Source organism: Streptococcus infantis (assembly GCF_019929665.1).
GTDB lineage: Bacteria > Bacillota > Bacilli > Lactobacillales > Streptococcaceae > Streptococcus > Streptococcus infantis_H.
On the sequence record NZ_JAHZPZ010000001.1, the window covers coordinates 482,443 to 496,731 of the forward strand.

The 14,289-nt window shown below is 37.0% G+C and carries 13 protein-coding genes; 12 read left to right on the forward strand and 1 reads right to left on the reverse strand.

Features of this window, described 5'->3' with window-relative positions; translation table 11 throughout:
• The first annotated feature begins 16 nt into the window (after positions 1-16).
• The 5 genes from K1I61_RS02280 (at position 17) to K1I61_RS02300 (ending at position 5,375) form a co-directional block, all read left to right on the forward strand.
• Positions 17-514 (forward strand): YkgJ family cysteine cluster protein, encoded by a 498-nt coding sequence (locus K1I61_RS02280; protein ID WP_006152239.1) that lies wholly within the window; start codon positions 17-19, stop codon positions 512-514.
• A 209-nt stretch (positions 515-723) separates the two neighbouring features.
• The gene (locus K1I61_RS02285; RefSeq protein ID WP_223333024.1) at positions 724-1,767 is read left to right on the forward strand and encodes a bifunctional glycosyltransferase family 2/GtrA family protein; all 1,044 of its coding nucleotides are present in this window, start codon (positions 724-726) and stop codon (positions 1,765-1,767) included.
• Entirely contained in the window at positions 1,764-2,675 is a 912-nt protein-coding gene (locus K1I61_RS02290) for a phosphodiester glycosidase family protein (protein WP_223333025.1), read from the forward strand. The genes K1I61_RS02285 and K1I61_RS02290 overlap by 4 nt, the downstream gene beginning before the upstream one ends.
• Positions 2,650-3,075, forward strand: coding sequence for a hypothetical protein (locus K1I61_RS02295; protein WP_223333030.1), 426 nt, complete (start codon positions 2,650-2,652; stop codon positions 3,073-3,075). The genes K1I61_RS02290 and K1I61_RS02295 overlap by 26 nt, the downstream gene beginning before the upstream one ends.
• 215 nt (positions 3,076-3,290) lie before the next feature.
• Entirely contained in the window at positions 3,291-5,375 is a 2,085-nt protein-coding gene (locus K1I61_RS02300) for a glucosaminidase domain-containing protein (protein WP_223335798.1), read from the forward strand.
• Between the two features lie 99 nt (positions 5,376-5,474).
• Here K1I61_RS02300 and K1I61_RS02305 read toward each other — a convergent pair whose 3' ends face one another.
• Positions 5,475-7,406, reverse strand: coding sequence for an LPXTG cell wall anchor domain-containing protein (locus tag K1I61_RS02305; RefSeq protein ID WP_223333035.1), 1,932 nt, complete (start codon positions 7,404-7,406; stop codon positions 5,475-5,477).
• A 416-nt stretch (positions 7,407-7,822) separates the two neighbouring features.
• Between K1I61_RS02305 and pynA the strand changes: the two genes are divergently transcribed.
• The 7 genes from pynA to K1I61_RS02340 all read left to right on the forward strand — a co-directional run bounded on the left by pynA (position 7,823) and on the right by K1I61_RS02340 (position 14,289).
• Positions 7,823-8,515: a pyrimidine 5'-nucleotidase PynA gene (gene pynA, locus K1I61_RS02310; protein WP_223333038.1), complete on the forward strand. Its 693-nt coding sequence runs from the start codon at positions 7,823-7,825 to the stop codon at positions 8,513-8,515.
• A gap of 64 nt (positions 8,516-8,579) precedes the next feature.
• Entirely contained in the window at positions 8,580-9,335 is a 756-nt protein-coding gene (locus K1I61_RS02315; RefSeq protein WP_223333040.1) for a DUF4336 domain-containing protein, read from the forward strand.
• Between the two features lie 11 nt (positions 9,336-9,346).
• Positions 9,347-10,000: a uracil-DNA glycosylase gene (locus K1I61_RS02320; protein ID WP_223333043.1), complete on the forward strand. Its 654-nt coding sequence runs from the start codon at positions 9,347-9,349 to the stop codon at positions 9,998-10,000.
• Between the two features lie 9 nt (positions 10,001-10,009).
• Positions 10,010-10,474, forward strand: coding sequence for an NUDIX hydrolase (locus tag K1I61_RS02325; RefSeq protein WP_001135768.1), 465 nt, complete (start codon positions 10,010-10,012; stop codon positions 10,472-10,474).
• 12 nt (positions 10,475-10,486) lie between these two features.
• Positions 10,487-11,755: a dihydroorotase gene (locus tag K1I61_RS02330; protein WP_223333044.1), complete on the forward strand. Its 1,269-nt coding sequence runs from the start codon at positions 10,487-10,489 to the stop codon at positions 11,753-11,755.
• 43 nt (positions 11,756-11,798) lie between these two features.
• A complete protein-coding gene (locus tag K1I61_RS02335) occupies positions 11,799-13,139 on the forward strand; it encodes an MATE family efflux transporter (protein ID WP_223333045.1) in 1,341 nt (446 codons plus the stop codon).
• 181 nt (positions 13,140-13,320) lie between these two features.
• Entirely contained in the window at positions 13,321-14,289 is a 969-nt protein-coding gene (locus tag K1I61_RS02340; RefSeq protein ID WP_223333046.1) for a thiamine pyrophosphate-dependent dehydrogenase E1 component subunit alpha, read from the forward strand.

A 14,289-nucleotide genomic window follows, 5' to 3' on the forward strand; every position in this document is an offset into this window, starting at 1 on the left:
GGATGTAAAAGAATCTATGTCAAAAGAAATCGATATCGAATACTATCACCAATTAGCTTTACAAAAGCAAAAAGAGCATCGTAAATTTCTTGGAAATCTGAAAAAGAAGGCTCCAAAAAACCTAGATAAGATTGCCCTTGAAATTCACCAAGAAGTTTTTGAAGAAATTGATTGTACAGCCTGTGCTAACTGCTGCAAGAGCCTTGGACCAGACTTTAAAGAAGCAGATATCACACGCATTGCCAAGTACTTTAAAATGAAATTACCTGCCTTCGAAGATGAATTTCTACAGGTAGATGAAGACGGTGATAAGATCTTTAAGTCAATGCCATGTCCATTTCTCGGTGGTGACAATCTCTGTTCCATCTATGATGTCCGTCCCAAGGCCTGTAGAGAATTTCCACATACCGACCGTAAAAAGATTTATCAAATCAATAATTTGACTATCAAAAATACTTTAACCTGTCCCGCAGCCTATCTCTTTGTCGAGAAATTAAGAGATAAAATAGAATAAATAGTTTATTTTATAATAAATTCCATCCTCAAATTCATTTGCTATTTGAGGATTTTTGTATATTTATTAATATTGATTGTTTTTGCTTTCTAAAGAAAACTAGTTCCAGTCTTAAAGTTTCTTTAACTTTTTCTTAAAGAAAACTGATATAAGGTATCTTTAAGCGATATTCTGTATAGTTATACCATCACTAAGAAAGGAGTGCCGGTATGAACTATATAGTAATTCCAGCTTATCAACCTGATAATAAACTTATCAAACTCATCGAAAAAATCCACGAAAAGAGTGATTTTCGTATTCTAGTTATCGACGACGGTAGTTCATCAAAGTGTCAAAATATCTTTGATAAAGCAGAACAATATGCTACGGTACTCCGTCACCAAGAGAACCAAGGTAAAGGCCAAGCGCTTAAAACAGCCTTTACTTATATCCAACAACAAAACAGCTATGGAACGGTTGTAACGGCAGACGCAGATGGTCAGCATAAGATTTGGGATATTTTCCGTACGGCTAACAAAGCTTCTGAAAATCCTAACAAGCTAATCTTGGGTGTGCGTGCCTTCACAGGTAAAGTACCTCTTCGTAGCCGTTTTGGAAATAGCTTAACAAAAGCACTTTTTAAGATTCAAACTGGGGTAGAAGTAGCAGATACTCAGACAGGACTTCGAGCTTTTACAACAAATCTTATTCCTTTTATGCTAAAAATCGAAGGACAACGTTATGAATATGAAATGAATATGTTACTTGAAGCTACTAAAGAATATCAAATTTTAGAAGTTCCCATTGAAACTGTCTATATCAATGATAACGAGGATTCACACTTCCGACCAATAAAAGATGGGCTCATGATTTATAAAAATATCTTTAAATTTGCCTTATCATCACTCAGTAGCTTTGTTGTAGACTATCTTGTTTACGCTATTGCAATCTTGTTTTTACCAACAGCACCAACAAGTTTCCGAATTTTCCTAGCTAATGGACTAGCTCGTGTGACAAGCTCTATTTTTAACTACTCTACAAATAAAAAACTAGTCTTTAAAAACGACGATAGCCTTGTGAAAACAGGGATGGGGTACTTTGGTCTAGCAGTCGGACTCTTTGTTTTAGATACTCTGCTTATTCGTCTATTCTTTACTGTATTTGGTATCAACCTTCTGATTGCCAAAGTTATCGTCGGCATCCTTCTCTTCGCTGTCTCTTGGACAGTGCAAAAGAAATTGATTTTTAAGGAAAGGACATCAACTGTATTATGAAATTTTTAAAGAAACCATATGCTTATGCCTCGGTTCTCGGTTTACTCTTGACAGGATCCTTTAGTTACTCAATGTTTAAAACTTTTGTACTCGCTGAAACTATTTCGACAGTAGCAACAACTAATACAAGTTCCAATACAGCTCAAGCTAGTCAAGCTGCTAAAACAGCAACAGTAACTAACTCAAGTTATAAGGACGAGAATATCTCTATCAATTTGACTGAAACGACGGTTAATCATACCCAAGTGTATGTTGCAGATGTTACAGTAAGTTCATCAGAATATCTAAAAACAGCATTTGCTCAAAAATTATTTGGAACAAACGTAACAGCTAAAACATCTGTCACTGCTGCAGATAATGATGCAATTTTAGCAGTCAATGGCGACTATTACGGTGCCAACTCTTCGGGTTATGTTATCCGTAATGGAGTTGTCTATCGTGATACTGTCCGTAAAAATTCTAATAATGGTGATTTAGCCATTTATAAAGATGGTTCTTTCAAGATTATTTACGAGGATCAGATTTCAGCTGAGCAACTTGTCAAAGACGGAGTTATTAATCTCCTAGCTTTTGGTCCTGCCTTGGTCGAAAATGGTGAAATAGCAGTAGGAAAAAACCAAGAAGTTGGACAAGCTATGGCTTCTAATCCACGTACAGCTATTGGTATTATCGACGAAAACCACTACATTATTGTAGTTTCTGACGGACGTACTTCTGAAAGTGAAGGTCTCTCTCTTTATCAGCTTGCTGAGGTCATGAAATCATATGGTGCAAAAACTGCCTACAATCTTGATGGTGGGGGTTCCTCTACACTTTACTTCAACGGTCAGGTTATCAATAAACCAACGACTGGAGGAAACAAAATTTCAGAAAGGGCGGTGAGTGATATTGTCTACATCGGTTACTAATCTTGGCAAAAAACGTTTTAAAAAAGCTGCCATCTCTTATACACTAATTACGATTTTCTTCTTTGCTTTTTCTAGAATTTATGAAGCATTTAGTTTTGGAGAGACATCTGTCCATATGCACTATTTATTTGCGGTACCTCTTATTGGAGGAATTCTACTAGCAATCTTTCTCAAAGTTCTTCCTCAATTTTCTCGTATTAGTCTTAATTTATGGAATTCGGCAGTAGCAATTGCTACAACAGGAACACTATTCCGTGGGATTGTCAATCTATCTGGTCGTTCAACTACTCTTGATGCCCCTTACTGGTATGTAGGTATTGCTTTTGCAGTACTAGCTCTTTTATCAATTTTTATAAATCCTATTCGATTGAAGAAGAATGTCAGAACAGCAGAAGTTTAGATAAATGATAAAAAGTAGTCGTTCACACCCTGTTCGACTACTTTTTGTTGACTTTTATTTCTAAATTGTTTTAACAATATTACAACTTTCTTTCTTCTTTAAGACGTTACTTTTATAATTGAAATTATATTGTATAATAAAGTGGATAAACGTTGTCTTTAAAACGATAAGTAAGAAGTAAAAAATATAGGGAATATAAAATTGAAAGGTAAAAAATGAAAAAGATATTACTAGCAAGTACAATTGTTCTTTCCATAGCCGGGATTTCTAAAACAACTGTATTAGCAGAGGAAAACCAAGCTACAAACAAAGTACAAAGTTCAGAAAAAACTGTAGCAAATGCAACGAGTAAGGAAGCTAAAGAGAAAAAGCAAGCTCAAGGTCAAGAACAGGGCGATAAACAGAATCAGAACGAAACACAAAACAAGGCAGAAAAAGATTCTTCTCAATCTACACAGAAACAAGAAACAGCCCTTACCAAGAATAACTCTTCAACAGAAGAAATTACTGAAGAGGTCAACAAAGAAGGTTGGCAAAAAGAGAATGGTCAATGGCGTTATTATGAAAATAAAAAGGATGTCAAAAATTGGAAGAAGATTGCTGGAGTTTGGTATTATTTTAACCACGATGGTATCATGCTTAGCAATACAGTTTATGATGACTATCTCTTTAATAAAAGTGGTGCTATGGTTGAAACTTCTTGGGTAAAAATAGATGAGAAGTGGTATTATGCCACAGAATCAGGAAAGATTATCCGCAACAAATGGGAAAAAATTAACGGTTCATGGTATCGTTTTGATGAAACTGGTATCATGTTAAGCAAAACCATTTATAATGACTATCTTCTTCAGACTAGCGGTGCTATGGCTGAAAAAGATTGGGTAAAAATGGATAAAAAGTGGTACTATGCCACAGAATCAGGAAAGATTATCCGCAACAAATGGGAAAAAATTAACGGTTCATGGTATCGTTTTGATGAAACTGGTATCATGTTAAGTAAAACCATTTATAATGACTATCTTCTTCAGACTAGCGGTGCTATGGCTGAAAAGAACTGGGTAAAAATTGATGAAAAGTGGTACTATGCTACTGATTCAGGTAAAGTCGTTCGTAATAAATGGGAAAAGATTAATAGCTCTTGGTACTTATTTGACAAAGACGGGGTCATGTTGAGTAGTCAATGGAAAGATAAATACTACCTAAAAGAGAGTGGCGCCATGGCTCAAAACGAATGGTTCTTTGATAAAAAATACAATAGTTGGTTCTATTTAAAATCAGATGGTTCTTATGCTGAAAACCAATGGCAAGGGTCCTACTATCTCAAATCATATGGTTATATGGCCAAGAATGAGTGGATCTTTGATAAGAGTTACAATGCTTGGTATTATCTAAAAGAAGATGGACTATATGCTACTGGAACACTCAAAATCAATGGGAAAAATTATAGCTTTGAAAATAACGGGAAGTGGATCTCTAATCTATCTACTTATTATAAAGTAAAACCAATAACAGCCTATGTTTATAGTGCTTCTGGAGCTAGACTTAGCTATATTTCCCAAGGTACTATAGTTGCTGTTTCTGACACAGAATCTCAAGGTGACAGACTCCCAGTCCAAATTTCTGGACTTTCAGGTTTTATGAATAAGAGTGACCTTGTAGCTGTTAACACTAATAATGAGTTTATCCCTCATTACACAAGCGATGGTCGTTATCTTTATCACGAGTTATCACCTTATACCAGTGTTCGTGTAGCACCTCATAGTTCATCGATGGCTATTGGTACAAAATACTATTCAGCAGATGGCGTTAACTTTGAGAACTTTAAAGTTGAGAACCCATTCCTCTATAGAGATCTAAGAAAGCCAACAAATTATACAGCAGAAGAATTGAATAAGGTATATTCTCTTATGAATATTCAGGGCAGCCGCCTTGCAGGTAAAGGAGAGGTCTTCAAAGAAGCGGAGAAACGTTATCAGGTGAATGCACTCTATCTCATGGCTCACAGTGCTCTAGAAAGTGCATGGGGACGAAGTCAGATTGCAAAAGATAAGAATAACTTCTTTGGTATTGCTGCCTATGATACAACTCCATATGATTCAGCTAAAAGCTTTGACGATGTTGATAAGGGTATCTTAGGTGCAGCCAAGTGGATTCGCGAAAATTACATCGATAATGGGAGAACACACCTAGGAAATAAATCATCAGGTATGAATGTCCTTTATGCTTCAGATCCATATTGGGGAGAAAAAATTGCCAGCATTATGATGACAATCAATAGTAAACTTGGTGAAAAAGATTAAATATTTTAAAATCGATAACTATAAAAAGGTTATCGATTTTTTATTAATCAGAAATATAAAAAAGAATTTACTCATTAAAAGTAAATCCTTTTCAAGTTTCTAATTTATCTTAGTCTTTTTTGACTTATGCAAGAATGCTACTAGGACTATTGATGAAATTAGAGTTACAGCCCCAATGATTGTAATCAATGTTCCTTTACTTTCACCTGTATTTGGAAGCCCTGGCTTGTCTTCCGTAGTTGTTGTTTCGGAAGTTGATGAAGGAGTTGTAGTTGCTTCAGTAGTAGTTGCTTCAGTAGTAGTTACCGAAGTTGTAGGAGCTTCTGTTGTTGTAGGAGCTTCTGTCGTTGTGGGAGCTTCTGTTGTTGTAGGAGCTTCTGTTGTTGTAGGAGCTTCTGTCGTTGTAGGAGCTTCTGTTGTTGTAGGCGCTTCAGTAGTAGTTACAGAAGTCGTAGTAGGAGCTTCTGTTGTTGTAGGAGCTTCTGTTGTTGTAGGAGCTTCTGTTGTTGTAGGAGCTTCTGTTGTTGTAGGCGCTTCTGTTGTTGTAGGAGCTTCTGTCGTTGTAGGAGCTTCTGTTGTTGTAGGCGCTTCTGTTGTTGTAGGCGCTTCTGTTGTTGTAGGAGCTTCTGTTGTTGTAGGCGCTTCTGTTGTTGTAGTCGTGGTTGTAGGTGCCTCTGTTGTTGTAGTCGTGGTTGTAGGTGCTTCAGTTGTAGTAGTCGTTGTAGTTGTTGTGGTTGTTTCTTCCTTCGGATTCACAATCGTTTTTGTTACTGAATAATCAGCTCCAAAATCTTCAACGTTAACTTCAGTATCCGCTTCTTTGATGATATAACCTGATGGTGCTTCAACTTCAGTGATGGTGTATTTATCTTTTAACAGTTTGTTAACAGCAATATTACCATTATCATCTGATACAAACTCACCAATAACTTGATTATTAGCTTGACGAACTACTTTAAATTTAGCGCCCTTAAGTGGTTGATTCGCCTCATCGACTTTATGGATATTGATTGAGTAAACATAACCAACACCAGCACCACCAGGAATTTGAACGGCAGCAGCATTAATTACGTTCTTGTTTTCAATACCTAGGCCTTTAAGCGTTGCTTCATTTCTCAAGACTTCACGATCTACAGGGTCATAATTTAGACGAACTTTATAAGAAATACGATATTGGTCTTCTTCTGTAATGTCCCCTAATTCAATAACGAAAGATTGTCCATCTTCGCTAATTGTAATCTTGTGTTGGTCTGTTACATCAACACGGTTTGAGAATACCCATTCACCGGTATCGTAAGAGAATTTACCTTTAATAATTTTAATACTATCCTTTTCGTAAGAAGCATTGGTAAATTGCAAGTGATCCTCAAGTGTAACATTCTTAATATTTTGTTTTGTACGATTGACAGAAATTGTGTATTGGATCTCTCTTTGGTCTCCACTGTTAACCCAGCTAGTCTTTGTTAAAAGATAAGGATTTCCGTCTCCGATACCTTTAAATGTTATCTTTCCAGCAGGTTTTGTTTCCTTGTTTATCGTGATTTCAATTGGAATTTCTCCTTGTTGTGGGTGTTTTTTGAAATCGACACGAGCATAGAAGAAGAAAGATCCGTTTGTGTCAGAGTATTTTTCAACATAATCCGTATAAGTCAAAGAAATGGACTTGTTATCTGCACTCACTTTGGCATGTGCGATAATCTCATTTGTTTTGATATCCTTAATATCGAATGATTGTGAAGTAATCATCAAAGCGTCTGGTACAGATATAACGGTAGTATCCCCTGCTTTGACATTTTTATTTTTTAAATCAAAATTTGCAGTGATAAGGAATGTAGCCCATTGCTCTAAATCCCAATTTAAATCTCCACCTTCGTTATTCGTTACTTTAACATTTGTGATTGTATCCACAAATTTTCCAGATACTGAAACCTCAGTGGTTTCAGCAAATGTTTTATTCAAACTAAATACAAAGACAGTTGTCAATATGCAAATAATAAAAGAAAAGATTCCCAATTTCTTTTTGTTATTCATTATTATCCTTCCCTTTTGTTAGATTGGTATTCTTAAGATACAAAAAAATATTGTACTTTAAGTAATACTCCCTGAATCAATTATTTTATATAGGATGATTTTATAGACACCCTTATTGTTGCCCTCCTCCTAGTCTATTACTAAAACTATCCTATAGGTGAATTATATCACAATGAGGAGTGTAAGACAAATAATAATATAAAATAGTAAGATATTTCCGACAAATTTCCAAAAAAATAAAAAGATTGTTCATTTTTTACAAACTTTTTAAAAGATTTAACCTATACTGAGTTAAAAATTTAGTTAGGATATGAACTAAGTTTCAGAAATAAGATGTTCAATATGATATACTTAGAGCTAAGGATTGTGAAGATATTTTAACAACCATTATTTGGAAACTTTAGGATACTATACTTATGACTTATAATTTTCTACTTTTCGACCTCGACCATACCTTGCTCGATTTTGATGCTGCCGAGGATGTGGCTTTAACGCAACTTCTAAAAGAAGAAGGTGTTGAGGATATTCAAGCCTATAAAGATTATTACGTTCCAATGAACAAGTCTCTCTGGAAGGATTTGGAAGAGAAAAAGATAACCAAACAAGAACTAGTCAACACACGTTTTTCTCGTTTATTTGCTCATTTTGAAATTGAAAAGGATGGCGTATACTTAGCTGAACGTTATCAGTTTTATTTAGCTCAACAGGGGCAGGTATTTTCTGGGGCCATGGAACTCTTAGATAGCCTTATTGATCGTGGTTATGAACTCTATGCTGCCACCAACGGGATAACTACAATTCAGACAGGTCGCATGGCTCAATCAGGTCTTGCTCCCTATTTCAATCAAGTCTTTATCTCAGAGCAGTTGCAAACGCAAAAACCTGATGCACTATTCTATGAAAAAAAAGGTCAGCAGATTGCTGGATTTAGTAAAGAAAAGGCGCTGATGATTGGAGATTCTCTAACCGCCGATATCCAAGGTGGCAATAATGCAGGGATTGACACAATCTGGTACAATCCTCATCACCTGGAAAATCACACACAAGCCCAGCCAACTTACGAAGTTGACTCTTATCAGGCTCTGCTAGAACTCTTAGATAAACTGTAAAAAGTGGTTTCAATAGCCACTTTTTGCTATAATAGAGGCAGTAAAAATGAAGGAATAGTAAACGATGTCAAGACTAGAACTTTCTCTTTATGAACCATTGTATACACTAAAGGAAGTTGATCAAAATATCTGGATAGCAGATGGTGACTTGATACAAATGGACTTGAAGGTCTTCAAACTTCCTTTTCAGACACGTATGACAGTGATAAAGTTAAACGATGGAAAACTCTGGATTCATTCTCCTATTGCGCCAAATGAGGAGCTCTTTACTGAACTGGATGCTTTGGGCAAAGTCGCTTACCTGATTTCACCAAATAAGATTCACTACGCCTATATTGCAGGTTGGAAAAAAAGATATCCTTATGCACAAGCATGGTCTAGTCCAGGAGTTGAAGAGAGAGCAAAAAGTCAGAATGTCAAGGTGGAATTTGATGCTCCCTTAACAGATAAGGCTCCTGAATTATGGTCTGATGAGATTGATCAACTCATTTTTAAGGGAAGTTCAGTCATTGAAGAGGTGGTGTTTTTTCATAAATCAACTAAAACACTAATTGTAACGGACCTTATAGAGAATTTTGAACCAGAAAAGATAGCTAGTCCAATCCGAAGAAAAATTTATCGTTTAGCTCGTGTAACAGCCCCTGATGGTCAAACTCCTATTGACTATCGGATGACTTTTTTAGGAAGACAAAGGGAAGCAAAGGTTTCCTTTTCCCTTATGTTAAACTGGAAACCGGATAAAATCATACTTGCACATGGTTTATGCTTTTTTAAAAATGGTACGGATGAATTAAGACGTGCTTTTAGATGGATACGATAAAGGAGAGAAAGATGCAACACTCATCTTGGCACGCCTTGATTAAGGAGCAATTACCGGAAGGTTATTTTGGGAAAATCAATCACTTTATGGAACAGGTTTATGCACAAGAAACTGTCTATCCAGCAAAGGAAAAGGTTTTTCAGGCTCTTTTGACAACTCCTCTTGAAGAGGTTAAAGTGGTGATTCTTGGTCAGGATCCTTATCATGGTCCTGGTCAGGCTCAAGGTTTGAGTTTTTCTGTTCCAGATAATATCCCAGCACCTCCTTCTTTGCAAAATATTTTAAAAGAACTTGCTGATGATATTGGAGTTAAAGCATCCCATGATTTGACAGCTTGGGCTGAGCAGGGAGTTTTACTTCTCAATGCTTGTCTTACAGTTCCTGCTGGGAAGGCCAATGGTCATGCTGGTCAGATATGGGAGCCTTTCACGGATGCCGTGATTAAGGTTGTCAATAATTTAGATAGACCAGTAGTATTTGTTCTCTGGGGTGCTTATGCACGCAAGAAAAAATCATTGGTGACCAATCCTAAGCATCTGATTATTGAATCAGCTCACCCGAGTCCCCTTTCCGTTTACAGAGGATTTTGGAGTTCCAAGCCTTTTTCCAAGGCCAATACATTCTTAACAGAGACAGGACAAGAGCCGATTAATTGGCTTAGATAAGGAGAGAATATGCCCCAGTTAGCGACGATTTGCTACATTGATAATGGAAAAGAACTGCTCATGCTTCATCGCAATAAAAAGCCTAATGATGTCCATGAAGGAAAATGGATCGGTGTAGGTGGAAAGTTAGAGCGTGGAGAAACTCCACAAGAATGTGCGGCCCGCGAGATTTTAGAAGAAACAGGATTGAAGGCTAAGCCAGTCCTCAAAGGTGTAATAACCTTTCCTGAGTTCACACCGGACTTAGACTGGTACACCTATGTGTTTAAGGTGACGGAGTTTGAGGGTGATTTAATTGACTGCAATGAAGGGACTTTAGAATGGGTTCCTTATGATGAGGTTTTAAGCAAACCAACCTGGGAAGGAGACCACACCTTCGTAGAGTGGCTTTTAGAAGATAAACCATTCTTTTCAGCAAAGTTTGTTTATGATGGTGATAAGTTATTGGATACCCAAGTGGATTTCTACGAATAAAGGAGAAAGCAGATGTTACTAATTAAAAATGGTCGAGTAATGGATCCTAAGTCTGGTTTGGATCAAGTGTGTGATGTCTTGGTTGAAGACGGTAAAATTGTCAAAATTGCACCACAAATTAGTGAAAAAGGTGCAGAGGTCATTAATGCAACTGGTCTTGTAGTTGCACCTGGTTTGGTGGATATCCATGTTCATTTCCGTGAACCTGGTCAAACTCATAAAGAAGACATTCATACAGGTGCACTAGCAGCTGCAGCTGGTGGTTTTACGACAGTTGTCATGATGGCTAATACCAATCCAACCATCTCCGATGTTGAGACTTTGCAGGAAGTTCTTCAATCTGCGGCAAAGGAAAAAATTAATGTTAAGTCTATAGCAACGATTACCAAGAACTTTAATGGCCAAGACTTGACTGACTTTAAGGCGCTTTTAGAAGCTGGAGCCGTTGGTTTTTCAGATGATGGTATTCCGCTTGAAAGCAGTAAAGTGGTCAAGGAAGCTATGGAAGAGGCTAAAAAACTCAACACCTTTATCAGCTTACACGAGGAAGATCCTGGTCTGAATGGTACGCTAGGTTTTAATGAAAATATTGCTAAAGAACACTTCCATATTTGTGGCGCTACAGGGGTTGCAGAGTATGCAATGATTGCACGTGATGTTATGATCGCCTATGCAACAAAAGCCCATGTTCATATCCAGCACTTATCCAAGGAAGAAAGTGTTAAGGTTGTGGAGTTCGCTCAAGGTTTGGGAGCAAACGTAACTGCAGAAGTAGCACCGCAACATTTCTCTAAAACTGAAGCGCTTCTCTTGACTAAGGGAAGTAATGCTAAGATGAATCCACCACTTCGATTGGAGTCAGACCGCTTGGCAGTTATCGAAGGTTTGAAATCAGGAGTCATTTCAGTAATTGCGACAGATCACGCGCCTCACCATGCTGATGAAAAGAATGTCGAGGATATCACAAAAGCTCCTTCAGGTATGACAGGACTGGAAACTTCATTGTCACTTGGTTTAACTTACTTAGTCGAAGCTGGTGAGCTAGGCTTGATGGAATTATTAGAAAAAATGACTGTAAATCCAGCAAAATTGTATCATTTTGAAGCAGGTTATTTGGCTGAAAATGGTCCAGCTGATATTACCATTTTTGATGATAAAGCTGACCGAATTGTAGACACACATTTTGCTTCTAAAGCAGCTAATTCACCATTTATCGGTGAAACTTTAAAAGGGCAGGTAAAATACACTATTTGTAATGGACAGATTGTTTATAAAAACTAGATGAAATACTGCTCTATAAAATTTAAATTTAGAGAGAGTCTGTATGTATCCAACCCATCATTTTAAAGACAAGTTCATTTTATTTCTTAAGATTTTCTTCCCTATTTTGGTTTATCAATTCGCAAATTATTCGGCTTCCTTTGTCGATACAACCATGACCGGCCAGTATAATACTATTGATTTAGCTGGTGTATCAATGGCTACTAGCTTGTGGAATCCTTTCTTTACTTTTTTAACAGGTATTGTTTCTGCCTTAGTTCCTATAGTTGGGCATCATTTAGGACGTGGGAAAAAAGAAGAAGTGGCTTCTGATTTCTACCAGTTTCTTTATCTTTCGCTTGGCTTATCCATTTTTCTATTTGTTTTAGTTTTTCTGGTTGCTCCTCTAGTTCTAAATAATATGGGATTAGAAGCAACGGTAGCAAATATAGCAGTTCGTTATCTATGGTTTTTAGCAATAGGGATTATTCCTCTCTTACTCTTTAGTGTTATCCGTTCATTACTGGATGCGCTTGGGTTAACAAGGTTGTCCATGTATTTGATGCTTTTATTGCTCCCTCTCAATAGTGGTTTTAACTATTTATTGATTTATGGTGCCTTTGGTTTTCCTGAGTTGGGAGGAGCTGGAGCGGGACTTGGGACCTCTATGGCTTATTGGGCCTTGTTGGGTATATCTATACTAGTACTTCTTAAACAAGAAAAATTAAAAGAACTACATTTAGAAAACCGACTACCTTTAGATAAAAATAAAATAAAAGAAGCGATAAAACTGGGGTTGCCTATTGGTGGAACTGTTTTTGCAGAAGTTGCTATTTTTTCAGCCGTTGGCTTGATTATGGCGAAGTTTTCATCATTGATAATAGCTAGTCATCAGTCTGCTATGAACTTTTCATCTCTCATGTACGCTTTTCCTATGAGCATTTCAACAGCAATGGCTATTGTTGTTTCTTACGAAGTTGGTGCTAAACGTCTAGGGGATGCTAAAAAATACATAAAAATTGGACGACTATCAGCTATGGCATTCGCAATTTTAACACTTTCTTTTCTGTATGTTTTTAGAGAAAATGTTGCCAGTCTCTATGGTCATGATCCAGAGTTCGTTCAACTAACTGCTAGTTTTATGACCTATAGCTTATTTTTCCAGTTAGCTGATACATTTGCGGCACCATTACAAGGGATTTTACGAGGCTACAAAGATACTGTCATCCCTTTCTACCTTGGTATCCTTGGATACTGGGGAGTTGCTATACCTCTTGGTTTGTTTCTAGATTATTCAACAAATCTTGATGCTTATTCATATTGGATAGGTCTTATCGTAAGTTTAGTTGTCAGCGGATTACTCTATCAGTGGCGTTTACAAGTTATTATGAAAAGATTCAAATAATTTGTTGAAAATATCCATGGAAATCAGTTTGTGAAATAGCCATTTTACATAATGAAAAGTCTTGATTTCAGTGACTTTTCTTTTTTTATATTGTGAAAAAATATCAAGCATAATCTTTGACTATAGTTAACCTATAAGTTAGAATAGAACTATAAGAAATTAAACTTAGAAAGGCAAGATTATGTCAACTTTAGATAAAAATCTTTTGCTTGAGATGTTCCGTAAGATGGAAGAAATTCGTCGTATGGATTTAAAAATTGCTCAATTAGTAAAAAAAGGGAAAGTGCCAGGTATGACGCACTTTTCTGTTGGTGAGGAAGCTGCAAACGTTGGGGCTATGTTAGCTCTAAACGAAGACGACCTCATAACATCGAACCACCGTGGTCACGGACAAGCCATTGCTAAAGGAATCGACCTTAATGGTATGATGGCTGAAATCCTTGGTAAGTATACTGGAACTTGTAAAGGTAAAGGTGGATCAATGCACATCTCCGACCTAGATGCGGGTAACCTTGGTGCTAACGGTATCGTAGGTGGTGGTATGGGAATCGCAGTAGGTGCAGCCCTTACTCAACAAATGAAAAACACTGGCAAGATCGTTGTCTGCTTCTTTGGTGATGGAGCGACGAATGAAGGTGTATTCCACGAAGCTGTTAATATGGCTTCAATTTGGAATCTACCAGTTATTTTCTACTGTATCAATAACGGTTATGGAATCTCTGCCGATATTAAGAAAATGACAAATGTCAAGCATATCCATGAGCGTAGTGCTGCTTACGGTATTCCTGGAATGTTTATCGAAGACGGTAACAATGTTATCGATGTCTACGAAGGATTTAAGAAAGCAGTTGACCATGTTCGTTCTGGTAAAGGTCCTGTCTTAATCGAAAGTGTAACTTACCGTTGGCTTGGTCACTCATCATCAGACCCTGGTAAATATCGTACACGTGAAGAAGTCGATGAGTGGAAAGAAAAAGATCCAATCGAAAACCTTCGCAAGTACCTTGTTGAAAATAAAATTGCTAGTGCAGAAGAACTCGAAGAAATTCAGGCTCAAGTCAAGGAAGCAGTGGAAGCATCTGTTAAGTTTGCAGAAGAAAGTCCATTCCCTCCACTAGAATCAGCTTTTGAAGATATTTACGCAGACTAA